The 24,091-nt window shown below is 42.0% G+C and carries 20 protein-coding genes and 2 tRNA genes; 6 read left to right on the top strand and 16 right to left on the bottom strand.

What is annotated here, in order from left to right:
- Position 1: 1 nt before the first annotated feature.
- From RDV52_RS10645 to RDV52_RS10660, 4 genes are all read right to left on the bottom strand, one after another.
- Complete coding sequence (locus tag RDV52_RS10645; protein ID WP_004365551.1) at positions 2–658, bottom strand: ExbD/TolR family protein; 657 nt, start codon at positions 656–658, stop codon at positions 2–4.
- 32 nt (positions 659–690) lie between these two features.
- Positions 691–1,530: a MotA/TolQ/ExbB proton channel family protein gene (locus RDV52_RS10650; RefSeq protein WP_004365548.1), complete on the bottom strand. Its 840-nt coding sequence runs from the start codon at positions 1,528–1,530 to the stop codon at positions 691–693.
- 382 nt (positions 1,531–1,912) lie between these two features.
- A complete protein-coding gene (locus RDV52_RS10655) occupies positions 1,913–3,121 on the bottom strand; it encodes a bifunctional 3,4-dihydroxy-2-butanone-4-phosphate synthase/GTP cyclohydrolase II (RefSeq protein WP_004365547.1) in 1,209 nt (402 codons plus the stop codon).
- 78 nt (positions 3,122–3,199) lie between these two features.
- Positions 3,200–5,107: an LptF/LptG family permease gene (locus RDV52_RS10660; RefSeq protein ID WP_004365545.1), complete on the bottom strand. Its 1,908-nt coding sequence runs from the start codon at positions 5,105–5,107 to the stop codon at positions 3,200–3,202.
- Between the two features lie 238 nt (positions 5,108–5,345).
- Between RDV52_RS10660 and RDV52_RS10665 the strand changes: the two genes are divergently transcribed.
- Positions 5,346–5,419 (top strand) — tRNA-Met (locus tag RDV52_RS10665).
- 168 nt (positions 5,420–5,587) lie between these two features.
- Here RDV52_RS10665 and RDV52_RS10670 read toward each other — a convergent pair.
- From RDV52_RS10670 to rsmA, 8 genes are all read right to left on the bottom strand, one after another.
- Positions 5,588–6,886, bottom strand: a complete 1,299-nt coding sequence (locus RDV52_RS10670; protein WP_004365543.1) for a DNA recombination protein RmuC — start codon at positions 6,884–6,886, stop codon at positions 5,588–5,590.
- Between the two features lie 11 nt (positions 6,887–6,897).
- Positions 6,898–9,378, bottom strand: coding sequence for a bifunctional UDP-N-acetylmuramoyl-tripeptide:D-alanyl-D-alanine ligase/alanine racemase (locus RDV52_RS10675; protein ID WP_004365541.1), 2,481 nt, complete (start codon positions 9,376–9,378; stop codon positions 6,898–6,900).
- A gap of 140 nt (positions 9,379–9,518) precedes the next feature.
- Positions 9,519–9,947, bottom strand: a complete 429-nt coding sequence (locus RDV52_RS10680) for a Fur family transcriptional regulator (protein ID WP_004363809.1) — start codon at positions 9,945–9,947, stop codon at positions 9,519–9,521.
- Positions 9,944–10,759, bottom strand: a complete 816-nt coding sequence (locus RDV52_RS10685) for a GSCFA domain-containing protein (protein WP_004365539.1) — start codon at positions 10,757–10,759, stop codon at positions 9,944–9,946. Before RDV52_RS10685 ends, RDV52_RS10680 begins: the two co-directional genes overlap by 4 nt.
- Positions 10,760–11,242: 483 nt before the next feature.
- On the bottom strand, positions 11,243–12,187 hold the full coding sequence (gene rsgA / locus RDV52_RS10690) for a ribosome small subunit-dependent GTPase A (RefSeq protein WP_004363807.1): 945 nt from the start codon (positions 12,185–12,187) through the stop codon (positions 11,243–11,245).
- A 56-nt stretch (positions 12,188–12,243) separates the two neighbouring features.
- On the bottom strand, positions 12,244–12,804 hold the full coding sequence (gene frr, locus RDV52_RS10695; RefSeq protein WP_004363806.1) for a ribosome recycling factor: 561 nt from the start codon (positions 12,802–12,804) through the stop codon (positions 12,244–12,246).
- Between the two features lie 77 nt (positions 12,805–12,881).
- Complete coding sequence (locus tag RDV52_RS10700) at positions 12,882–13,358, bottom strand: GAF domain-containing protein (RefSeq protein WP_004365534.1); 477 nt, start codon at positions 13,356–13,358, stop codon at positions 12,882–12,884.
- 15 nt (positions 13,359–13,373) lie between these two features.
- On the bottom strand, positions 13,374–14,174 hold the full coding sequence (gene rsmA, locus RDV52_RS10705) for a 16S rRNA (adenine(1518)-N(6)/adenine(1519)-N(6))-dimethyltransferase RsmA (protein WP_004365533.1): 801 nt from the start codon (positions 14,172–14,174) through the stop codon (positions 13,374–13,376).
- A gap of 76 nt (positions 14,175–14,250) precedes the next feature.
- On the opposite strand from rsmA, the gene RDV52_RS10710 reads away from it, so the two are divergent.
- The 4 genes from RDV52_RS10710 to RDV52_RS10725 all read left to right on the top strand — a co-directional run bounded on the left by RDV52_RS10710 (position 14,251) and on the right by RDV52_RS10725 (position 20,025).
- Complete coding sequence (locus RDV52_RS10710) at positions 14,251–15,261, top strand: lysylphosphatidylglycerol synthase transmembrane domain-containing protein (RefSeq protein WP_004363803.1); 1,011 nt, start codon at positions 14,251–14,253, stop codon at positions 15,259–15,261.
- A gap of 54 nt (positions 15,262–15,315) precedes the next feature.
- Complete coding sequence (locus RDV52_RS10715) at positions 15,316–16,770, top strand: aminoacyl-histidine dipeptidase (RefSeq protein WP_004365531.1); 1,455 nt, start codon at positions 15,316–15,318, stop codon at positions 16,768–16,770.
- Positions 16,771–17,020: 250 nt separating this feature from the next.
- On the top strand, positions 17,021–17,947 hold the full coding sequence (locus RDV52_RS10720) for a magnesium transporter CorA family protein (RefSeq protein ID WP_004363801.1): 927 nt from the start codon (positions 17,021–17,023) through the stop codon (positions 17,945–17,947).
- 197 nt (positions 17,948–18,144) lie between these two features.
- Positions 18,145–20,025 (top strand): DUF349 domain-containing protein, encoded by a 1,881-nt coding sequence (locus RDV52_RS10725; protein ID WP_004365529.1) that lies wholly within the window; start codon positions 18,145–18,147, stop codon positions 20,023–20,025.
- A 468-nt stretch (positions 20,026–20,493) separates the two neighbouring features.
- Here the strand turns inward: RDV52_RS10725 and RDV52_RS10730 are convergent.
- Positions 20,494–20,564 (bottom strand) — tRNA-Gln (locus tag RDV52_RS10730).
- Positions 20,565–20,645: 81 nt separating this feature from the next.
- Entirely contained in the window at positions 20,646–21,221 is a 576-nt protein-coding gene (locus tag RDV52_RS10735) for a hypothetical protein (protein WP_223381187.1), read from the bottom strand.
- A gap of 232 nt (positions 21,222–21,453) precedes the next feature.
- Between RDV52_RS10735 and RDV52_RS10740 the strand changes: the two genes are divergently transcribed.
- A complete protein-coding gene (locus RDV52_RS10740) occupies positions 21,454–21,651 on the top strand; it encodes a hypothetical protein (RefSeq protein WP_147278284.1) in 198 nt (65 codons plus the stop codon).
- A 260-nt stretch (positions 21,652–21,911) separates the two neighbouring features.
- Here the strand turns inward: RDV52_RS10740 and RDV52_RS10745 are convergent, their stop codons facing one another.
- Together RDV52_RS10745 and RDV52_RS10750 are read right to left on the bottom strand one after the other, a co-directional pair.
- Positions 21,912–23,528 carry a hypothetical protein gene (locus tag RDV52_RS10745; protein WP_004365526.1) on the bottom strand — a complete coding sequence of 539 codons (1,617 nt, stop codon included), beginning with the start codon at positions 23,526–23,528 and terminating at the stop codon, positions 21,912–21,914.
- Positions 23,529–23,559: 31 nt separating this feature from the next.
- Positions 23,560–23,745, bottom strand: a complete 186-nt coding sequence (locus tag RDV52_RS10750) for a hypothetical protein (protein ID WP_004365525.1) — start codon at positions 23,743–23,745, stop codon at positions 23,560–23,562.
- Between the last annotated feature and the right edge of the window lie 346 nt (positions 23,746–24,091).

Raw genomic sequence — 24,091 nt, forward strand, 5'->3', positions numbered from 1 at the left:
ATTACTTCTCCTTAGAAGCTGCCTGCGCAGCCTTTTTAGCGTCCAACTGTGTAATCATATAGTAATGACTTTCATCCATATCTTGAAGTTCACTCATTACTTTCTTAACTGTACCATAAGGTGTATTTGCATCAGATTTCAAAGCAATTCGAACTTTAGGATTTACTTGGCGAGCCGCATTAATCCATTGTTGAAATTCTGTCATCTCATGCCCTTGAATACTATCGAGAGGGATTCCCATCTTGGGAAGTTCTTCGCCACGACTTCTTGCAGACATACTCAAATAAGTCGGCAATTTATCCATCGGGACACCAAACGTAGATTCTGCCAAGAAAGTTTTCTTTTGTCCTGGCTTCAATTGTGGTGCTACCATTTCGAGGATTTGAGCTAATTCTTTTGTATTGTCGTAGCTCATAAATACTTGGCCTTCGCCAGTTGGTTGACCTGCAGCATTCTTTTCAGGACTAATAAGTACTGTAAGAATGCCATTTTCCGGCACCTTCATTTCAGATACAGACCCAGGTGTATTTACTTTCACAGGCTCATTCTTTACAAATGTCGAGGTGAGCATAAAGAAAGTAAGCAACAAGGTCATAACATCTGACATTGGTGTCATGTCAATCCAAACGTCTTCTTTCTTAATTTTTACTTTACCCATAGTGATAATGTATTTAGAGGGTTAGCAAAAAATTAAGCTTCTTCTGCGTGGTTTACTTCGTATGTCTGAGCAATTGAGTAACCAACCTCGTCGAGTGCGTAAGTTAATTTGTCTACCTTGTTTGAGAAGTAGTTATAAGAGACTACTGCAAACCAAGAAGTAGCAATACCAAAAGCAGTATTAATCAACGCCTCAGAAATACCTGCAGAAAGTGCAGCAGCGTCAGCACCACCACCTGCAGAAAGAGCAGAGAAAGACTTGATCATACCAGTTACAGTACCAAGAAGACCTGTAAGAGTACCAAGTGTAACAAGTGTAGCAATGATAGGAAGATTCATTGTAAGGGTTGGCATTTCAAGCTGAGTTGCCTCTTCGTGAGCTTGTTGTATCTTTGCCACCTTTTGTGCCTTCTTCATATTTGCATTTGCTCCACTTTCCATTGCTTTGTAAGCATTAATAGATGCCATAACAACGTTTGCAACAGAGCCTCTTTGCTTATCACAAAGTTGAGAAGCCTTGTTCATATCGTTTTCTTTCAAAGCAGACTTGATGTTTGCAACAAATTTAGGAAGAGTGCCCTTACCGAAAGCGGTCTTCAAAGCCAACCAACGTTCGATAGACATTGCAAGCACTGTTAGCAATAATGTCTGGATAACAGGAACCACAACACCACCTTTATATATAGTTCCCCATACATCAGCTGGATTTTCTTTTGTTAATGGATCTTGGAAGTGCATGCCGTTCGCAAACCATGTAAAGAACAAAATGAATGCTACGACAGCGCAAAATGCGATAATCCAAAATGCGCCTCTAACTCCTGTGAAGCCCTCTGATTTCTTTTTTGGGGCTGCTTTTTGTTGTGTAGTTGCCATAAATGATAAAATTTTAATTTTTTAGTTATAAATGAATTGAATTATTAATATCTATTTGATTTTAAACTGTTTGTAAATTTAGCCTCCAAATGAATGTCAGCTTTTCTCACACATCTTTGGCAAAGATAGCAATTAATAGAGAACTATGCTCACAATTGACATCTTTTAACTGTTATTTTTTGCTTACATTTATTTAATATTTACATCATTATGATAGTTTTTTCACCCATTCCGTTCTGTTTCTTCCATTGATTTACGAGTAGTATCTCCTGTCAAGAAACAATATTGGTATCTTTACTTATCTTCTGAAATAAATTTCTCTTACATTATATCTCATATTATAATTTTTTATTTGCAATCCTTTTTTTTACTAAACGAGTTGTTATAAATGCAAATCGTGCCCCATTCGTTCCTTTTTCGTCTTTAAATAACGATAATCGTATTGTGTCGGACGTATTTCAATTGGAATATTTTCTATGATTTCCAAACCAAATGCTTCGAGTCCAACTCGTTTAGTGGGATTATTGGTCATTAATCGCATTTTGTGCACGCCCAGATGACGTAACATCTGAGCACCACAACCATAATCGCGCTCATCAGGCTTAAACCCCAAATGCAAATTAGCATCTACAGTATCAAGCCCTTGTTCTTGCAATTTATAGGCCGCAATCTTATTCATCAATCCTATTCCCCTTCCTTCTTGCTGCATATAGACAAGAACACCCTTTCCTTCTTTTTCTATCATTTCCATAGCTTTATGCAATTGTTCGCCACAATCACAACGCTCGCTGCCAAGAATATCGCCAGTTGCACAAGATGAATGGACACGCACTAATACTGGTTCGTCTTCCCCCCATTCACCTTTAATTAAAGCCATGTTCTCTACTCCGGTAGATGTCTGACGGAAAGGAATTAAGCGAAAGTGTCCATATTTCGTAGGCATATCTACTTCCACACCAACTTCAATACTTGATTCTCGCTTTAAACGGTAAGCAATAATATCTTTAATACTGATAATCTTCATTCCCCACTCTTTGGCTTTTTCAATGAGCTGGGGCATACGAGCCATCGTACCATCGTCGTTCATGATTTCCATTAATACACCTGCGGGAAAACAACCTGCCATCTTACACAAATCGACTGCGGCTTCCGTATGACCAGAACGACGTAGCACACCATTGTCTTGTGCATACAATGGATTTATATGTCCAGGCCGCCCAAATGTTTGTGGCGTCGAATTCGGATCCGCCAATGCTTTTATTGTTTCAGCACGGTCATGAGCTGACACCCCTGTTGTACACCCCTCCAACTTATCTACTGTTACAGTAAATGGTGTTCCCAGTACTGACGTGTTATCAGAAACCTGATGTGGTAAATCTAATTCCTTTGCACGTGAGAGCGTTACAGGTACGCAAAGAACACCACGTGCATTCTTCAACATAAAGTTTACCTTTTCTGGCGTAATCATTTCAGCAGCCATTATAAGATCGCCTTCGTTTTCTCGATCTTCATCATCGACTACTATAACGAATTTACCTTCTTTAAAATCCTTTACAGCATCTTCAATGCTACTGAGTTCGAAGTTCTCCATAATTGTATTGTATTTTAAGTTTAAGATCTATATTAACCATATAATGCGATCTTCAGTTTAATTTATGTTTATTTATCGTTACTTCTTTGTTTTTATTGTCTTTATTTCTGCAATAATATTCTCGTTAGTCTGCTTTATTGTTTTAAGATCTCGATATAGGCGTAATCGGAATCCCCACATTCTGCAATACAAGAACAATCCGACAGGAATTATAATAGCAGATATGATATTCAACCATCTGTATTCAAAAGGACGAGTATGTGCCCTTGTTATCAATATTGGATACTGGTTAACTTCCGAGAGTATTATTCTATTACGTGTATTGCTCAAATCTTCGATAACCATTTCGAGCTTTTTGCTTAGTTGCTCTATATCGTGGTCTGGCTGATATTTAAAGAACGTTCTTATAAAGTTGGGAGGCGACTTAAGTCTATTTTTTATAACATATGAATTTATATCTGCGTTCATTTTCGTAAGTCTATCAGCATCATCAACATAGTTTGGCACCCTAATAATAACTTCTTTACTACTGATATTTCTTTTCATTCGTAACCCTAAGATGCGCATCAAGAAGTTACGATATAAATCGATATTGAAAACAGCCGAATCGTTATTCGCTTTATAAGTAATGAAGATAGCCGTTGGGATAAGAATTGCAGGCGAAAGACCTCTTCCGAACCAAATAGCCCAATCGCCCTGTCGTGCCATTCTGTAACCCGTATTATTCAATATGTAATAAATAATAAAGACGAGTACGCTTATTATTATTGGGACGCCCAAACCTCCTTTTCGAATTATAGCTCCTAAAGGTGCTCCTATGAAAAAGAAGATAAGACAAGTCAGTGCTAATAAATATTTATTTATTTCCGCAATGTCATGCATTCTTATGAGTTTATCGCCATCACTCGTTACCATACTTTTAAAATCAAGATCGGAGATAATTTGTTGTGTATTCATCAATGTACGCTCTATAATTTGTCTCCGTTCCTCAGGGCGCATCTTATTATATACTGAATCTAAATTACATTTTTTAGTCGAAGCCAACGTTATGGCTTTAGACATATCAGCCTTTTTAAGTTTCAAGATGGGATAGGTTGCTTGCTGTGCATCACGATAATATGCGTTCCCAACACTATCGTAAACATGAATGAGCGAATCTTTATCGTGATGGATTTTAGCTATACTTTTCGTACGGGCATCGTCTGCAATTCCTGCCATATTGGTTAGATTAAAATCCGCATTGAAGTCTATTATAAGCTTTTTATGGACAAAAGACTCACGGCGATAAGGAACACTTGCACTACTACTCAACTCTTGTGAACGCATATTTTCGAACCATTCGCCATTCCACAGGTTCAAAACAAGATGCTTTTTCTCTGCCGTCGACTGTAACATACCCGAATCTGCAAGTATGATAGCCTGATCTTCGTATGAGTCGGTCATACGATAAATCATTATATTGTACAAATGCCCGGTCTTCAAATCGCGTTTTTCAACATAGAGATTAGTATCTGGAATACCATTATAGAAGATTCCCTCCGGTATTTCGAGTTCCGGACTCTTCTGTTTCATAGAGATTAGCAACTGATTGAAGTATTTCTTCGCATCAGGACCAATGCTGTTCTGAAAATAGAACGATATCAGCGCAATAAAGAATGTAAAGGCTATAACTCCACGGAAAGACTTTATCAGCGATATTCCGGCAGCCTTAATGGCTGTCAATTCTGAACTTTCGCCAAGATTTCCAAATGTTATGAGCGATGATAGCAGTACGGCAAGCGGCAATGCTTCAGGAACCATCATCAGGCTCATATACCAAAAGAACTCTCCAAGCACATCAAGCGTAAGCCCTTTTCCTATCAAGTCGTCGACATATTGCCACAAGAACTGCATCATCAGCACAAAAAGGCTGACGACAAACGTCCCTATGAAGAGCATTCCAAACTGCTTTATTATAAAAATGTCTAACTTTCTGATGCGGAACATTCTGTTTGTGCAATATCTTTAACGCACGATTCTCTTGCAAAAGTACATAAAATAATTAGAGTAATCGCCTATTTCCAAATTTTTTATATTCATAGAACGGTCTTAATACACTACAAGGTGCATAAATAGAGTATATTTTCGCTTATACAATCAATAAATTTTCAAATAAATTTTGTTGGTACATTTTTTTTATATACCTTTGCAACCGCTTTTCAAAAGCAACCTATTGGTAATTGAAGGCGGGATAGCTCAGTTGGTTAGAGCGTCGGATTCATAATCCGGAGGTCCGGGGATCGTAGCCCCGTCCCGCTACAAAGAAAGGAAGTTTGATGCTTCCTTTTTTTTATTTCCACATTTTGAGGTTCATAATAAATATATGAAAAGTCTGACTGCTGATTATGAACACCTACTTAAAAACAAGAACTGAACTTATCAATCAGGCTTAAGGTTTATTCTAAAAATTAATTAGCTACGAAGCATCTACAAGCCTTCCGGCAACTCTTTCTTGGGTGTTATGCCCAACATTTTCATATTGTCGAGGCGGCGGACAATGTTTCCCTTACCCTCACTAAGTTGCGAATGGGCTTTTTCGTAGTCGCTTTGAAGTCGCTGTATGCCTGTTCCGATTTTCAGGAAAGTCTCTCCAAACGAAACGAACTTATCGTAAAGGTCGTTCGATGCACGTAGGATTTCCTCTACATTCTTATTCATACGATAGTTCTGCCACATCGTACGGGTAAGCTGTAAAGCCATCAGGAGGTTACTTGGACTTAGCAAGATGATGTGTTTGCGGTAAGCATACTGCAGAATAGAGGGGTCTGTCTTAATTGCTGCAGCGTATCCGCTTTCGTAAGGGACAAACATCAGCACGTAGCCAATGCAGTTTGGCACTATCGTTTCGTAGTTCTTAGCCGATAGTTCGTCAATGTGCTTCTTTATAGACTTGATGTGTTCTTTCAGGAACAGCTCCTGTTCTATTGCATCGGTAGCGTTTACAGCAGCCTGATAAGCTGTCAGCGAAACCTTTGCATCGATAACAGCGTGCTCGCCGCCTGGCAAATCAATCACTGCATCGGGGCGGAAACTGTTTCCTTTTGCATCTTGATAGCTTCGTTGCAGGAAGAATTGTTCGTTCTTCGTCAGTCCACAACTTTCCAAAGTGGTTTCCAATATCATTTCACCCCAATCGCCCTGCATCTTCGTATCGCCTTTCAGTGCCTGTGTCAGCGATGCTGCATCGTTGCCAATGCGCTCGGTCTGCTGGCGCAACTCCTTTATGGCGCGTTCGTTATCTTCACGAATGCTTTTCACGGTTGAGGTTTGAACTTCCTGCAACAGTTTTATCGTTTCTTCAAATGTTGTTTTTATTTCGGTTTTGTTGCTTGCTCCCTCTTTTGTTGCAGCCGTTACGTTCTGGTTGAACGCCTCTATGCGCTCGTGCAGCGGCTTCAGAAGCGCATCTAACCGTTCTTTGTCGGCAGCATTCAGGTGTTCCCTGCTTTCCGAAAGCATTTGCGCAGCCATTGTGCGCATTTCTTCTTGCATCAGTTTTTTGCTGGTTTCCATCTGCTTCTGCATTTCGATGAGCAGCTTCTGACTGTGCTCACGCTCTGCATTTACGCTGTCGGCAGCATTCTTCTGTGCTGCTTCCAACTGGCTTTTTGCAACGGCAAGGTCGGCAGACAGCTTCTGTGCGGTAGTAGCAACTTGGCTTCGTGTCCACAGAAAGACGAGAAGCGCACCGAGAAATAAACCTGAAAAGAAATAAAGGAATGCCATTTTGCTTGTATTTAATCTTGAAAATAAACCCTTTTTACACGGTTGCTGACTGTTGTCAGCACCTCGTATGGAATGGTTCCCATCGCATCGCTCAACACCGTTACGGGCAAATGGTCGCCAAATATTTCAACGCTGTCGCCCTCTTCGCAGTCTATTCCCGTTACATCTATCAATGCCACATCCATACAGATATTGCCTATATAGTACGCTCGCTTGCCATTGACGAGGCAATAGCAGTTACGATTGCCCAACCTACGGTTCAGTCCGTCGGCATATCCAATAGGTATGGCTCCTATGACGCTGTCTTTTTCGATGATGCCACGCCGAGAATAGCCCACAGTTTCGCCTGCCGGAACATTCCGAAGCTGCAATATGGTAGTCTTAAGGGTCGATACATTGTTCATAATCGCATTGTTGCGCGGGTTGATACCATAGAGTCCGAGTCCCAACCGGCACATATCCAACTGACGTTCGGGGAAGTGTTCGATGCCTGCCGAGTTGTCCATGTGGCGCAAGATGCGATGACTGAAAGCTGCCTGCAACTTCTTGCTGCCTTCATTGAACAGTGCAAACTGCCTGGCAGAGAACGAATCGAAGTCGTTACTGTCCGAGCCGACGAAGTGAGAGAATACCGAACGCGGTATCAATGCATTCTGATGGTGTAGCTTTTCTATGATTTGGTCGATGTCGGTACGAGGATTAAATCCCAGACGGTGCATTCCCGTATCGAGTTTTATATGCACTGGGTAGCCTGTAATGCCCTCTTTCTCCGCTGCTTTAATCAGTGCGTCCAACAGACGGAAGCTATAAACCTCCGGCTCGAGGTCGTAATCGAACAGCGTTTTGAACGAACTCATTTCCGGATTCATTATCATTATGTTGCCCGTAATGCCGTTTCGGCGCAGCGTAGCACCTTCGTCAGCCACTGCAACCGCAAGATAATCTACACGATGCTCTTGTAAAGTCTTTGCTATCTCTACGGCTCCGGCTCCATAGGCATCGGCTTTTATCATGCAAACCAGCTTTGTTTCGGGCTTTAAGAAAGAGCGATACCAGTTCAAATTGTCTACTACGGCATTCAGATTCACCTCCAACACAGTCTCGTGCACCTTCTTTACCAACAGTTCGGTGAGCTTATCGAAGCCGAAAGAGCGTGCTCCTTTCAGCAAGATGACCTCGTCGTGCAGTGATTTAAACACTTTGCTCCCGATGAAATCATTTATATTGTCAAAAAAGTACTTTGTTTCCAAACCTTCAAAAGCCTGCTGTTGTCGTCCAAGTGCAGTTCCAATGCCGATAAACTTCTTTACACCACGCTCCTTCACCAATGCTGCCACATCGGCATAGAGTTGTTGTTCGGTCTCTCCACTTTGGTAAATGTCGCTCAAGATGAGTGTACGCTCGCGTCGTTTCTGGTCGGGACGGCGGTTCATAAAGTCGAGTGCAATGTCGAGCGAGTTTATATCGGAATTGTAAGAGTCGTTGATGAGCGTACAACCGTGCTGCCCCTCCTTCACTTCAAGGCGCATAGCGACAGGTTCGAGCACTGCCATGCGTTGCGCCAGCACATCGGGCTGGACACCAAAGTGCAGGGCTACCACTGCACAGGTTATGCTGTCGCTGATGCTTGCATCGTCGATAAAGGGCAGAGTGTAGCTTCCTTGCGTAGTCTGTTGCCATATATAGTTGATGGTCGATGTTGTTTCGTGCTTCTCAATGCTGTTTACATAGAAGGCGGCAGTGGTGTCGTGTTCCGACCACGCCAGCAGTTGTCCATCGTAATGGGCTGCTGTTATGCACTTCGCTGCTATCTTGTCGTCGAGCTGATAGACCAAGGCTTGCGTGCCTTTGAACAGCAACAGCTTCTCGTTGCACTTCTCTTCCAACGACGAAAAGTTTTCTTGATGGGCAGCTCCAAGACTCGTCAGTACGCCCACCGTAGGCAGAATGATATCGTGTAACGCCTGCATTTCGCCTACCTTGCTGATTCCTGCCTCGATTAAACCGATTTGCGAACTTTCATTCAGCAACCAAACCGACAGCGGAACGCCTATCTGCGAGTTGTAGCTCTTGGGCGAACGCGTTACATTCCTATCGTAGGAGAGCAGTTGCGACAACCATTCTTTCACCATTGTCTTGCCGTTCGACCCTGTAATACCGACGACAGGAATATCGAATGCCTTGCGATGGTGAGTTGTAAGCTGCTGAAGGGCAACGAGCGTGTTGCTCACTTTCAGGAAGTTTGCGTGCTTGTAAAGCGTAGAAAAGTTGTCGGGAACGTTCTCAACCACAAAGTTTCGCACGCCACGACGATACAGTTCGGGAATGTAATGATGCCCATCGTTGCGGTCAGACCTTAGTGCGAAGAACAGCGTTTCTTCGGGAAAGCAGAGCGAACGGCTGTCTGTCAGCAGGAAACTGATGCTCGCAGCAGCATCACCATACCGTTCTGCATTTATGAATTGTGTTATTTTTTCTATTGAATAGTTCATTGTTGAAATATTGAAGGAAAGCCTGCCGGCTACTATAAAATGTACGATGTCGGTTGCTTTCTATAATTTACAGGGTGCAAAGATACTGCAAAAACGAAGTTGCTGTATAGCTTTGACTTTCTTTTTCACCTTTTTTATCCTTATCGTTTCTGCTTTGCCGCACATTCAGGACATATTCCTTTCAGCATAAAGTTTACGTTAGAGAGTCTGTAACCCTCGGGCAAGCGGACTTCGGGAATGTCCACTTCGTGCAGACAAGTGGTGCGCTGGCACTGCTCGCAATAGAAGTGGGCGTGCATGTCGCTGTCGGTTTCATCGTCGTTGCTCATGCAAAGCTCGTAGCGAACAATGTCGTTGCCGTCTTCCATCTGGTGTACAACGTGCTGATTGCTGAACAATGTGAGTGTACGGAATATGCTCGACTTGTCTATGGTCTGCAGTTTCGTTTCCAATTCCTTCATCGAAACAGGTCCGTTATATTGCGAAATAGCCTCTGCAATCAGTATTCTGTTGGCAGTAGGCTTTACATTGTGTCTGGCAAGATGCGCTAAAATCTGTTCCGTGTTCATTGGTTTTCTACTGTTAATCCGTTGTACTTTTGTGCCAATAGCTTTGCCTGCTCCATTGTTCGCACCACAAAATCCTTGTATTCGCTGCTTTCCGGATTGAAAGGACGGTGGGCAAGGGCTTCTTTCACAGGTTTCCACTCGCGCAGAAACTCTTTGGCTGAGGCGGAGAAATACACATCGACAAGGCGTTCCCAGATGTATTCCACAGCCTGCTCGTTGGGGTGCAGCATGTCGGCTTTGTAGAAACGATAGTCGCGAAGTTCATCGTTCACAATCTCGTAGGCTGGAAAATAAGCCACATTGCTGTCGGTACGGTCTGCCATTACTTCGCGAACGGCTAAGAGCAGTACAGCTTTAGAGAGCTGACTCTCATGGTAGCCATACTTTGCATAGCGTATCGGGCTGACTGTAAATATTATCTTCACATCGTGGTTGCGCTCTCGCAGCAGTTCTATGGCACGGCACAGATAGTCTTTGCAGGCTGCTATGCTGAGTTCCTGCTCGCGGAACAGTCGTTGCGGACGCTTGTTGCAGTTGTCCACAATCTCGCCCGTCGCCTTCTCGATGTAGACGTGGTTGGTGCCCAAAGTGATGAAAACGGTGTCGAAAGCCTCTGTTCTCCGTTCTACCGTGTGCAGTATCGAAGCAGGGTTGTACATTACACCGAACGGATTTACAAGGGTTCGGAATTTCCAATCAACGAATTTCGCACCGATATTGCTTGCGAAACATGAGCCAACGAACAGCACACGCTCGCACGGCATTATCTCGAAACTCGGCTTCGGCACATTAACTATCGTTCTAAATTCCATATTTACAAAGGTACTGCTTTTTGTTCAGAAGCACAAAAAGTTTAGAAATGTTTTTCGTAATCTTCTGTCGGAAAGGTGGATTGAATGTGCAAGGGCGTGGTTTACCACGTTACTTCCACCCACGAAAAAGCAGTGCAGATATGGAGAAAATAATAAATCGAACGCTTAAAGTAAATCTTTGATTTTGTAAAGATAATTCGGAAAGAAAATGATAATTTCGATTTGACGTTGCGAAAACGTAGGTTTTGCGATGCAAAAGAGCCGCTTTTACCTTGCAAAACCCATGCTTTTGGAATGCAGAACAATAGATTTTATAACACACTGACAGACAATTTGTTATGCGATAGATATGCTTACGAAAGATATTTACACCTTTATAATGACTTTTCGCCTATACAATAAAGGTATATAGGAGAAGCTGGACGGTGGATAAAAGGGCTATTTCTTTTCAGAAAAGCAAGGCTATACAGTTCTCTTGATTGCCTAAAAAGCCTCTCGGTATTTGTTCTCATCTTTGTCGTCAAGCATAGACAAATAGCTGTTGTAGCGACTTTCGGCAATGTAATGCTCTTCCAAGGCTTTGAGAACGGCGCACCCCGGTTCGTGTGTATGGGTACAATTACGAAATCGACAATCCTTTGAAAACTTAAATATCTCTCGGAAATAACTTGTGAGTTCTTCCTTGTCGATATCGAAAGTACCGAAACCCTTAATGCCCGGCGTATCTATGATGTACCCTCCGTAGGGCAATTGCAGCATTTCGCTGAAGGTTGTGGTATGCATTCCCGTGTTGTGTGAGTCGGAAATTTCAGCTGTACGCAAGTGAACTCCAGGTAACAAAGCGTTAATGATTGTAGATTTGCCAACGCCACTATTGCCACTCAGCAGCGTTACCTTATCTTTTAGCAATGGTTCAAGCTGTTTTATACTTCTTTCTGTAGGTGCATCGTTGGTGGCTTGCAGTGTTACGCATTTGTAACCTATGCTTTCGTACAAATGAATGGCGGCTTCTTGGTATCGCCTTTCATCTTCATCAAGCAAGTCGTATTTATTGAAGACCAAAACAACAGGAATGCGATAGGCTTCGGCACAAGCAAGAAAACGATCGATAAACGTAGTTGATGTTTCGGGATAGTTTACTGTTACAACGAGAAAAGCCTGGTCGAGGTTGGCTGCTATGATGTGGCTCTGCTTGGAAAGATTGGGCGATTTGCGTATAATATAGTTCTTTCGGTCTTCAATTTCGGAAATAAAGGCGGTACCTTCCTGATTGATGATGAGTTGTACATAGTCGCCCACAGCCACCGGATTGGTAGAACGAATGCCCTTTAAGCGGAAATTACCCTTTATCTTGCTTTCGATAGTTCGCCCATCATCGGTCTTTACGGTGTACCAACTACCTGTATTCTTTATAACTAAGCCACGCATTACTATACAATAAACCCTTTACTTACCTTCAATGAGGTAAATAAAGGGTAATGTTTTTATACTGTCATTATTTCTTTTTCCTTTTCGGCGAGAAGTGCATCTATGCGTTTGATGTATTTGTCGTGAATCTTCTGCAAGTCTGCCTCTGCGTCCTTTTCGAGGTCTTCAGACAATCCGTCCTTGATAGCCTTCTTCAATTTATCCTTAATATCCGCACGGGCGTTGCGCACTTCCACCTTTGTGCGTTCTCCAATCTTGTTGCTTTGCTTCACAAGGTCGCGGCGACGCTCTTCTGTTGGTTGGGGAAGATTGAGGCGTATGACCTCTCCGTTGTTCTCAGGAGTAATGCCAACGTCGGAGTCCATGATGGCTTTTTCGATGTCTCGGATAGCTTTTTTATCCCAAGGTTTAATAGCAATGGTGCGTGGGTCGGGCACTGTTACCGATGCAACTTGGTTGAGCGGTACCATTGAACCGTATGAACTGACTCGCACTCCGTCGAGAATTGCTACGTTGGCACGTCCTGCACGAATACGCTGCAACTGCTCGTCGAGATACATTGCAGCCATTTCCATACGTTCTTCGGCTTCGTTTAATGTTTCTTTAACATCTATCATAAGTATACGTAATTAATTGTTTTGAGATACAAATTTAGGGATTTATTCGTAATTGCGCAAAGTTTATCAACTTTTTTCTATTCGTCTGCGTAGATTTCAGCTGCCAAAATGCGCATTGCTTGCTCCAAATAATGAGCGTCCATATCGTCGAATGCATTCAGTTCTTTACTATCAATGTCGAGCACACCCACTGTTTCGCCTGCCCCATTGTATATTGGCACAACTATTTCGGAACGAGAAAGTGAGCTGCAAGCTATGTGTCCGGTGAACTTTTCTACGTCGGGAACAACAAGCGTCCGGCGTTCTGCAAATGCAGTTCCACAGACTCCTTTTCCCACAGGTATATTAAAACAAGCTGTAGTTCCTTGGAATGGACCTAACTGCAACGTGTCTTCTTTATTCAGAAGATAGAAACCCGTCCAGAAAAAAGTATCGAAAGTGTGGTGAATGGCTGCTGCAACGTTTGCCAAGACGCCAACCGTGTTGTCTGCTTCGCCTTCTATGAGGGCGGCAATTTGCTTTAACAATAGTTCGTATGTTTCTTTTTTATTCATTGGTTCTTTACTTGTTTATGCGTTTATGGCTGCCATTTCGGCTTCTACCATATTGGTTAGTTCTACGAATTGTGCAATCGTCAGCTGTTCGGGGCGTTTTGTCATCACTTCCTGCTCGTAGAAACCTTCGCGCGGTTCGGCTGGGAACATCTGGCGCAGGCTGACGCGCAGCATCTTGCGGCGTTGGTTGAACACCGTCTTTACCAAACGCTTGAAGAGTTTTTCGTTGCAGTCGAGCTTGCTGACACTGTTGCGTGTCATTCTGATAACGGCACTCTTTACCTTTGGAGGCGGATTGAATACGTCTTCATCGACCGTAAACAAGTATTCCACATCGTACCACGCCTGGATTAATACCGACAGAATGCCATACGTCTTGTTGCCGGGTTGCGCTGCCATACGCAAGGCAACCTCGCGTTGTATCATACCCGTGCAACAAGGAATAAGGTCTTTGTAGTCGAGCATCTTGAAGAAAATCTGCGACGAAATATCGTAGGGATAGTTGCCAGTAAGCACGAATTGCCTGCCATCAAACACCTCTTCGAGGTGCATACGCAGGAAATCGGCACCCAAAATATTATTTTTTAGCGTAGGAAAATTCTCGTTAAGGTAGGCTACACTTTCCGCATCTATTTCCACAGCCTTTACTTCCCGGGGCTTTTCAACGAGGTATTGGGTGAGCACTCCCATGCCCGGTCCTATTTCTAAAATCGGTATATCGGGGCAAGCGTCCACAGTATCGGCAATGCGCTTCGCTATATTCAGGTCGGTTAAGAAATGTTGCCCAAGATTCTTTTTAGGCTTAACTGATTTCATAAATTTTCTTTATTTGGCGACAAAGATAAAAAAAATATTCTATATTTAAAAGCATTTGTGTATCTTTGCTTTCCGAATGGAAACGAAGAAGTTACTCTATAACATTGTGAAGATTGTGCTACCTCTTGTTTTGGGTGGTGGCATTCTTTATTGGATGTATAGAGATTTCGACTTTGTACAGATGCGCAAGGTGGTAACGAACGAAATGGATTGGACATGGATGCTGCTGTCTATGCCGTTCGGAATACTTGCACAAACCTTCAGAGGCTGGCGCTGGAAACAAGTTTTAGAACCGTTGGGGGAGAAAGCGCGCAATTCTGTTTGCGTTAATTCTATATTTCTCTCTTATGCAGTCAGTCTTGTGGTGCCTCGAGTAGGTGAATTTGCACGCTGTGGGGTATTGAGCCAATACGACAATGTACAATTTCCGAAAGCTTTAGGAACGGTTGTTACAGAACGGGCAGTGGACATTATAATTGTCATGTTGATGGCACTGTTTGCAATTCTGTCGCAAATAAAGATATTCACAAACTTTTTCTTCAGAACAGGCACAAGTGTTGACAACATCTTCGACAAGTTCTCATCAACGGGCTGGATTGTTACAGGCATCTGTGCAATCGCTGTTGTCATCTTGTTGTACATTATTCGGAGACACTTACCATTATATAAGAAGATGAAAGGTGCGCTGACAGGAATTTGGCAAGGCATTACTTCCGTTCGAAATGTACGAAATATGCCCTTATTTGTTTTCTACAGTTTGGCTATATGGGGTTGCTACTTTCTGCATTTCTACTTAACGTTCTTCTGTTTTCCTCAAACGGCATCATTGGGGGCTACTTGCGCTTTGGTATGTTTCGTTGTTGGATCGATAGCAGTAATTGTTCCGACACCGAATGGAGCCGGACCATGGCACTTTGCAGTGAAAACTATGCTTATAATATATGGTGTAGCCGATGTAAGAGCACTTTACTTCGTGCTGATAGTACATACATTGCAGACGCTATTAGTAATTTTACTTGGCGTTTATGCCTGGATAGCCTTGGCATTCACGCAAAAAAGGAGAATTAGAATGAGTGGTATCCATTAATTAAGAGACAGATATCAAACAAATATATACTAACCCTTTAAAATAAACAAAACTATGAGTGAAATTAGAAATCTCAAGCCAGAACTTCTTTGGCGCAACTTTGACGATTTGACACAAATACCACGTCCAACTGGACACATGGAAAAGGTGCAGGCTTTCTTGCTCGACTTTGCAAAGAAAGTTGGAGTTGAAGCATTTGTAGACCCCGCAGGAAACGTTGTTATGCGCAAACCAGCCACTCCGGGCTACGAAAACCGCAAGGGCGTCATACTTCAGGCACACATGGATATGGTGCCACAGAAAAGTCCTGACAGCAACCATAACTTTGAAACAGACCCTATCGAAACTCACATTACCGATGGTTGGGTTTATGCGAACAATACAACACTTGGTGCCGATAATGGTGCTGGCGTTGCTGCAATTATGGGTGTTATGGAAGACAAGACTTTGAAACACGGGCCTATCGAAGGACTTATTACAAGGGACGAAGAGACGGGTATGTTCGGTGCAAACGACCTTCCTGAAGGCGAATTGCAGGGCGACATATTGCTAAACTTGGATTCTGAAACATGGGGCAAGTTCGTTATCGGCTCTGCTGGCGGTGTTGATATAGACTCAACATTGAAGTATAAGGAAGTTGCCAACGACCAGGAAACAGCTGTCAGGATTACATTGAAGGGCTTCCGTGGTGGGCATTCTGGTCTTGAAATACACGAAGGACGTGCTAACGCAAACAAAGAAATGGTACGTTTCGTTCGCAACGCTATGGCTGAACTTGGTGTCCGCTTAGCTGTATGGCAAGGTGGCAATATGCGCAATGCTATTCCTTTCAAGGCAGAAGTTGTACTTGCACTTGCTAAAGATAAAGTTGCAGCACTCAAAGAAATGGTGGAAGCACAGCGTCAATTGATTGAAAGCGAGTTTAAAACGATTGAAAGCAACGTCGAATTCTTTGTTGAAGATGCAGAAAAGCCTGCTGCACTTGTTCCTGCAGAAATCCAGGACAACATCATCAACGCTATCTATGCTGTTCATAATGGTGTTTTGCGTATGATTCCAGCTTATCCTGACGTTGTTGAAACTTCTTCTAACCTTGCCATAGTAAATATTGATGCAAACAACACTCACTTTAAAATCCTTGTTCGTTCTGCCCGTGAAGATATGAGAGAATATCTTGCAGCACAGATTAAGAGTTGCTTCGACTTGGCAGGTATGAAGACGGAACTCAGTGCAAGATACGGTGGCTGGGACCCAAATCCAAACAGCGAAATCTTGAACTTGCTGGAAAAGGTGTATAAAGAACAAACTGGCGAAGATGTAATTGTACAGGCAGACCACGCAGGACTCGAATGTTCAATTATTCTCGGCAAGTATCCACACCTTGACGTTGTTAGTCTTGGCCCGACTATTCGTAGCCCCCACACAGCAACAGAACGCTTCAAGATAGACACTGCACAGCCTTTCTGGGACTTGTTGGTGAAGACTTTGGAAGAAATTCCTGCTAAATAAGGAAGAATTTCCAGTAAATAAGGCAGTAAACCACTGCTTCTTATAACACAATAAATCCGTTAGTCAAGTTAAAAACTTTGTGTTTTACTTGTGCTAACGGATTTTTTTGTCTACTTTTGCAAGCGTAAAACCAATATTTTAATTTATAAATGGACGATTACCTTTCGAATGTTTTAAACGAATAACGTGAGGATAGCAATCTGACAGTTGCTAATCCCCACCAAAACTAAACTGATTGGAGATTAGCAGAATGAAGACATATTGGAATATTAGTGGGAAACTAAACACGATTAAAGAATGGCAGCCTAACTGCTGGATACAGGTTACTTGCCCTACCGAGCAAGAACAACAAGAATTAGAAGAGACTTATAACATTCCAGATTATTTTATTTCGGACATCAGCGATACCGACGAGCGTGCACGCTACGAGTACGACGACGGCTGGATGCTCATCATCTTGCGTATTCCCTACGTAAAGGAAATACGTTCCCGCACGCCTTATACAACAGTGCCATTGGGTATTATCCACAAGCGCGACGTAACCATTACGGTGTGCAACTTCGAAACCAACATGATGCTCGACTTCGTTTCGTTCCAGCAAAAGCGCGGAGAGGGCTTCACCGACTATGTGGATATGATATTCCGACTTTTCCTTTGCTCTGCTGTCTGGTACTTGAAACGATTGAAGCAGATAAGCAATCTTATAGACAAAGCAAAGCACAATCTTGACCAAGAGGTGAACAACGAAAGCCTTATCGGCTTGAGCCGTCTGCAAGATTCGCTCACTTACTTCGTTACATCTATTCGTGGCAACGAGAATTTGTTGGCTAAACTGAAGTTTAAGCTACAGGTAGATGAATTGGATGCCGACTTGATTGAAGACGTAAATATTGAGATGAGTCAGGCACGGGAAATAACAAGCATTTATACCGATATTCTCGAATCGACAATGGACACCTATTCGAGCATCATTAACAACAACATGAACACCGTGATGCGAACACTTACTTCAGTATCTATTATAATGATGTTCCCCACGCTCATTTCCTCGCTTTTCGGAATGAATCTTATAAATGGTATGGAAACATCGCAATGGGGATTTGCCATTGCACTTATCCTTTCAGTTCTTGTTTCTGGAGTTACATGGTGGATTTTACGCCGTAAGCGATTAATATAATCCGAAAAACATTAGTATAATTCTTATATATAAAGAGAATTTCTGTATCCAATAAAAAAAATAAGTATAAATTTAGGTGGTTTAAAACTTTTTATCTAAGTTTGCACCTTATTAAATAGTACTGCGCTTGTAGCCATTATAAAAAATAGCTACATCGGTATATAATGAAAAAACTCGAATCATAAACTAATAGTGAAATGATGGACTCTCAAGAGAATGCCCTTAATCAGGGATTAGAAGACGCAAAACAGCCTGAAATGACTGTAGAACAAACCGCCAATGATGCCGAAACAACAACAGATGATGCGAAGAAGACAGCAGCGACGGTAATCGATAACCAACAATTAAGGGCTGAGAACACCCTCACCAAAAAGATTTACAACTCTAAAAAAGAGATTGTAGAACGACTAAAAGAAATTGCTAACAGTGAAGATACCCCAGAAAAGGCAGAGATAGATTATCTGAAGACATCTTTTTATCGTATTCATACAACAGAACGCGATGCCCAGCAAAAAGCTTATATCGAAGCTGGTGGCGATCCAGAAAAATATCAGGTGTTACCAGACGAGGAGGAAGAGGAATTCAGAGCTGAGATGACTATTATCAAAGAAAAACGTCAGAAAGCATTCTTGGAGCAAGAAGAACTTAAACAAGAAAACCTGAAGAAGAAAGAAAGCATTATTGATAGAATAAAGGCAATGGCTACAACGCCAGAAGAAGCAAACAAGAACTTCCAGGAATTTAAATCGTTACAGCAAGAATGGAAAACCATAAAACCTGTGCCTGCAGAAAAGGTTAACGAGCTATGGCGCAACTACCAGCTGTACGTTGAACAATTTTACGATTTGCTGAACCTCAACCGTGAGGCACGCGAATACGATTTCAAGAAGAATCTTGAGAAAAAAACGCAACTTTGCGAAGCTGCGGAGAAACTTGCAGACGAGCAAGATGTCATCAGCGCCTTCCATCAACTACAAGATTTACATCAGGAATATCGCGAGACTGGTCCGGTAGAAAAGGAACTCCGCGAACAGATATGGCAACGTTTCAAGGCTGCCAGTACCGTAATCAACAAACGACACCAGCAGCATTTCGAGGAAATACGTGCTGAAGAAGAAGAAAATCTTGTCAAGAAGACAGCACTTTGCGAGAAGGTAGAAGACATCGTAAGACAGGAACGCAAGAACACAGGCGACTGGGACAGCCAGTCAAAAGAAATCATAGCCTTGCAGCAAGAGTGGAAAACCATCGGTTTCACACCTCAGAAGATGAACACTAAAATCTTTGAACGCTTCCGTGCCGCATGCGATGAGTTCTTCACGAAGAAGGGCGAATACTTCAAAGAACTGAAAGAAAAGTACGCCGAGAATGCAAAGCGCAAACAAGAACTTGTAGAAAAGGCACAGGCATTGAAAGATTCTACCGATTGGAAGAAGACGTCAGACAAGCTCATTGCCCTACAAAAGGAATGGAAAACAATTGGAATGGTTCCTAAGCGATTGGGAGACCAACTTTGGGAAGACTTCCTTGCAGCCTGCAATCATTTCTTTGAAGCTCGCAATGCAGTGCATGCTAACGAGCGTAACGAGGAACGCGAGAACCTTGTAAAGAAGAACGAGATTATAGAAAAGCTCAAGCAGCTTGCCGAAGGTACAGTAGAGAACCTGCAGGAAGAAATGCGCAAGCTCACCGATGAGTTCAACTCGATAGGCCATGTGCCATTCAAAGAGAAGGACAAGATGTTCAAAGAGTATCACGAAACACTTGATAAACTCTACAAGACATTGAACATTAAGGCATCTAACCGGCGTATGGACAACTTCCGTAATAATTTAAAGAAGGTTGTCCAACGTGGCGAGAATGCAATCGATAATGAACGTGGACGTCTTGTTCGTCGTTTTGAACAATTAAGACAAGACATCAACACATACGAAAACAACCTTGGCTTCCTCAGTATCAGCAGTAAGAAAGGAAATAATCTTATCGATGACATGAATCGTCGTGTGCAAAAACTAAAGGACGAGCTGGAAGAAATAAAACAAAAAATCAAGACTATCGATGCAGAGAGAAAAGATTAAATCTTCCTTTCTGAAATAAATAAAAAAAGAGGGTGACAACGCACCCTCTTTTTTATTTATTATATAAACATCAGCCATTATTCTTCTAACTTTTATATTATAAAATCCCATTTGGTAATTACATCTTTCTATTCCAAATATAACTCAGAGTTTAGAAGGGCAACACCTTGTTGTTTCCAGATGATTGTAGCCATATATTTAGCATTCAAGATAGATAGAAGTAGATAGGATTTAACCCAAACACATCACCAGTCCAATTATTATTATTATTATTTTATATTGATAATGTCGATTTTTGTTATCTTTTATGTGCTTGTCTCTTCTTTTTTAGTGCCTTCTCTCAACATAGAGTGCTTTTATTTGGATAAAATGGAACAAATGCAGGGCAATCCAGTCTCTATTATTTCATATAAAAAGCTAATATATTGGCGAACAATATATTAGCTGAATAATAATCTGAATTTATTGTTGGGATACTCGGACTCGAACCAAGAATGACAGGACCAGAATCTGTTGTGTTACCATTACACCATATCCCAATATGTCTGCATTTCTTTCTGATTTGTGGTTGCAAAGTTACTACTTTTTTAATTAAGTACAAAAAAATATCCAAACTTTTTTCAACATCTTATTTTCTGCGACAATGAAAGCTGTTTCGTGGTTACATAGTGTGTCGGCATACGGTAGGTTCCTTCAACAAAGTATTGACGGAAAGGCTTTACGCGCACACCCATATCTACTTCCATACCATTTACCTTGTAAGGCTTTATGGTAATGATGTGTGGGCGTGTGTCGTTCGGAGCTTCGAACGAGATAAAGCCCACACCGTCTTCCATCGACTGTCCCGGAGCGAGCTGAATATCGTTGCGTGTCTTGTACTTGACATTTGTTCGGTCGTTGTCGAACCAATATTCAAATTCCACCGTATTGATGGTAGTGTTCGACTGATTGTCCATATAGAACACATAAAAGATAGGTGCGTAGGGTTCTCCCACCTTCTGTGGGAAATAGTTTGCTCCATAGAAATCGTCAAACTCCAACCCTTTCAGTTCCGGAGGTAAATTTCCCATGGGTGCTTTTTGTTGGTTCAATCGTAGCCTCTTGTACGTATTTTCCTGTGTTTGAGCCTTGGCAGGCATAGATAGGAATAATGCAGCAAGCAAGAAACCGATTACATGTAAATGCTTTTTCTCCATATTTCCAATAGATTATAGTTATTAAATAGGGGAGTAACTATTTTGTCAAGGTAAGGCAGCCGACTCCCTTTCACTGCCTTCTGTATAGGTTCTTAAGTGTAATCAACACTGATGTAATAGTATTGCAAATATAATTATTATTTCTCACAAACGGAAATATACACTGAAATTATCGTATAAAGAGTATATATTCGATTTTAAGGTAACGTGAGTTCGATGAAATAAAGACGATATGGCTTCAGCAATATTCCTCTTCCGAATAAGTCCTGAAATCGTAACTCCGTTACGGCAATCGTCGCTACGGGGTTACGGCAATCGTCGCTACGGGGTTACGACAATCGTCGCTACGGAGTTACGACAATCGTCGCTACGGGGTTACGACAATCGTCGCTACGGAGTTACGCCAATCGTCGCTACGGGGTTACGATAATCGTCGCAACGAAACAGATAAATACAGATGCTCCCAAACACCGTGAATAGCGGTATTCTGATGATTGAAGAACGATGAATTCGTGCATTGGCAATTCGCTGAACTTACGATAGAGTATAACCTTATTTTCGAAAGACAAAGCGTCTCTTTCGAAATGGAAATCTGTCTGAACTCTTGGGGGGTAAACTAAAATTTCCGGAACTCGGACAAGCCGAATCCCGGAAATAATTTCTGTGTTGTTATATATAGTCTGTTTTCTCTTACTCTACTTTCCAAAGGTAGCAACCAGAATTTCTATCTCTTATATTACTTACTATTGCTGTAGCTTTTGTGAAATACAGATTGTGTGCACGGCTAGAGATAAAGCGGTCGGCTGTGCTTGACCAGTATAAACCAGCAACCCTGAATTCCTTGAGCGTACCCTTGTCAAAGAGTCCCATAGCAGGTAGGAAGAAGTACTTGCCAATTTCATTGGGCGTCCCTTTCTGAATGACTTTATTGTCAGGCATATCTCCAAAATCATTTTTACGCCAGTCCTTCCCTTTATCATCGGCATCTTTAAGGGCAGCGACTGGTTTTCCGTTTTCTTTCGCAATAACGCCCAGCTTCTTGAACCACATTCCTTTATTATACAGATGCCCTCTCATAGACCATAAATATGTATCGTCCCAATAGGGTTCGCCTTTCCTCACATACCAAACGCACTCATTGATGTTAGGAGCATCTATACAGCTACGAGAAGCTGCAACCGACAGTTGTGTTCCTGACTTTGTGTTGGTATTGAACCAACGGGGGTCGGAATCCGTTTTGGGGTAGTGCTCGTCATGACCGCCATTCTCTGTAGGCTGATAAGTTTCGTTCCCTGCCCAGTAATGCTTATTCACTGCAGCATCCCACATATAGTAATTATCGCTCCTGAAAAGAGGTATCTGCAGATTCATGCTTACTTTCTTATTTAGTCCGGCAGTAAACTTTACATTGCTGTAAGTCTTAGTAACAGTGCCGCCAATCCCTGTAGTGGAATCATAGAGTGTGTATTCCACAGTAAATGTACTGTAGGTACCAGGAGCAATTACCATGATGGCTGCATTGGCTTCTTTTGTAGGAGCGGCAGGAATGGCAAAATTGCCGGATAAGTTAAGCGTGATACTTTTATTGTCATCAGAGACTGCTGGGCGAGAAGAAATATCAATACCTTTGTCGTTGAAATCGAACGCACCTGCAATCGCCTTATCGGCAGTTACCTTTATTTTGGTCAATTTGGCTCCCGCTATAGCTCCTGGCGTGTTATAAGGTAGGAACACCATGTAAGATGCCTTATGGTCAAGCATGAACGTATAACGGTTGTTGAATTGTTTTTTCGCAGTCGCCGTTCCGCAGTCGCCACTTTCACCAATGTGGCTTGCATCGTTGGGCACAGCCTGCATTTGTACATTCTTTATGGTTACCTTGTCTTTTGTTCCATTCTTTCCTGTGTAACGCACTACATATTGTTCGGCAGTAAATGTTCCATCGAAATAGAAGGAAGCTTTGGAAGCTCGTTTCACTCCGCCCATAATCGGACTATCTTGAAGTTGTTCGGCGATATTGCTCTTCTTGCTTTGCAAAAGATCGGGTGTACCTGTTGTTGCCTTGTTCACCCACAAAGGATCATCTGCCGTCCAATAGAAATTCAGCCCCGAGCCGTCGTATTCACCCGTGGTGCGGGTCATTGTACCTTTTGTAGTCGCTTCGTTGTCTTCTATCACAAAAGCCGTAAGCCCTTCGGTATCCAATTCCTGACTCGGAGTATTGTCGTCTTGCATACTATCGTTTGTGCAGGCTGTAGTCAACAGCAATAAGACTGCACCTAAAAATTGATACTTCTTAATTTTCATTTATCTTATTAATTATCTTAATTATCAGCTATTAATTATCAATTGTTCTTTCCTCATCGAACCACGCTTGTTTTGCATTGAGTCCAGAATTGTCATCGTTCGCCTTATTATGCCCACCATTACCTGATAAATTCAACAAGCAATTATACTGCTCAATGCCGATTATTTGAACTTGTGGCTTCTCATAAATCCGTTTTTCCATCTGATTTTGTTTCATTATTATTTATATTATTATTCTTATTTTTACTCCTTTTTTACTCAGCTGACAAAAGAGGACGGAAAGTAAACAAAATAAAGAGAAATCTTGTATCCTTTTTCCTATTGACTTGATATAATATTACTAAACTAAATATTGTGCAAAGGTAAATATGTTTTTTGAAACAGGCAAATAATCGAAAAGGAAAAATTAATATTATCTTAAACCAGCTGTAAATGTAGAGTCAACCAGCAAATGCAAAATTAGTGAAAAGTTTTGAAGAAACAATTTATCGGTGTATCGAAATTGAACAGAGGACCAAGACAGAAACTAAATTTTCAAACACCAAAATGCGAGTTCTACAGAA

Source organism: Prevotella nigrescens (genome assembly GCF_031191185.1).
Classification (GTDB): domain Bacteria; phylum Bacteroidota; class Bacteroidia; order Bacteroidales; family Bacteroidaceae; genus Prevotella; species Prevotella nigrescens.

Bases quoted from the DNA above. Each gene is read 5' to 3' on its own strand.
- RDV52_RS10645 (WP_004365551.1), bottom strand. From the start codon at position 658: ATGGGTAAAGTAAAAATTAAGAAAGAAGACGTTTGGATTGACATGACA.
- RDV52_RS10650 (WP_004365548.1), bottom strand. From the start codon at position 1,530: ATGGCAACTACACAACAAAAAGCAGCCCCAAAAAAGAAATCAGAGGGC.
- RDV52_RS10655 (WP_004365547.1), bottom strand. From the start codon at position 3,121: ATGGAGAACTTCGAACTCAGTAGCATTGAAGATGCTGTAAAGGATTTT.
- RDV52_RS10660 (WP_004365545.1), bottom strand. From the start codon at position 5,107: ATGTTCCGCATCAGAAAGTTAGACATTTTTATAATAAAGCAGTTTGGA.
- RDV52_RS10670 (WP_004365543.1), bottom strand. From the start codon at position 6,886: ATGGCATTCCTTTATTTCTTTTCAGGTTTATTTCTCGGTGCGCTTCTC.
- RDV52_RS10675 (WP_004365541.1), bottom strand. From the start codon at position 9,378: ATGAACTATTCAATAGAAAAAATAACACAATTCATAAATGCAGAACGG.
- RDV52_RS10680 (WP_004363809.1), bottom strand. From the start codon at position 9,947: ATGAACACGGAACAGATTTTAGCGCATCTTGCCAGACACAATGTAAAG.
- RDV52_RS10685 (WP_004365539.1), bottom strand. From the start codon at position 10,759: ATGGAATTTAGAACGATAGTTAATGTGCCGAAGCCGAGTTTCGAGATA.
- rsgA (WP_004363807.1), bottom strand. From the start codon at position 12,187: ATGCGTGGCTTAGTTATAAAGAATACAGGTAGTTGGTACACCGTAAAG.
- frr (WP_004363806.1), bottom strand. From the start codon at position 12,804: ATGATAGATGTTAAAGAAACATTAAACGAAGCCGAAGAACGTATGGAA.
- RDV52_RS10700 (WP_004365534.1), bottom strand. From the start codon at position 13,358: ATGAATAAAAAAGAAACATACGAACTATTGTTAAAGCAAATTGCCGCC.
- rsmA (WP_004365533.1), bottom strand. From the start codon at position 14,174: ATGAAATCAGTTAAGCCTAAAAAGAATCTTGGGCAACATTTCTTAACC.
- RDV52_RS10710 (WP_004363803.1), top strand. From the start codon at position 14,251: ATGGAAACGAAGAAGTTACTCTATAACATTGTGAAGATTGTGCTACCT.
- RDV52_RS10715 (WP_004365531.1), top strand. From the start codon at position 15,316: ATGAGTGAAATTAGAAATCTCAAGCCAGAACTTCTTTGGCGCAACTTT.
- RDV52_RS10720 (WP_004363801.1), top strand. From the start codon at position 17,021: ATGAAGACATATTGGAATATTAGTGGGAAACTAAACACGATTAAAGAA.
- RDV52_RS10725 (WP_004365529.1), top strand. From the start codon at position 18,145: ATGATGGACTCTCAAGAGAATGCCCTTAATCAGGGATTAGAAGACGCA.
- RDV52_RS10735 (WP_223381187.1), bottom strand. From the start codon at position 21,221: ATGGAGAAAAAGCATTTACATGTAATCGGTTTCTTGCTTGCTGCATTA.
- RDV52_RS10740 (WP_147278284.1), top strand. From the start codon at position 21,454: ATGGCTTCAGCAATATTCCTCTTCCGAATAAGTCCTGAAATCGTAACT.
- RDV52_RS10745 (WP_004365526.1), bottom strand. From the start codon at position 23,528: ATGAAAATTAAGAAGTATCAATTTTTAGGTGCAGTCTTATTGCTGTTG.
- RDV52_RS10750 (WP_004365525.1), bottom strand. From the start codon at position 23,745: ATGAAACAAAATCAGATGGAAAAACGGATTTATGAGAAGCCACAAGTT.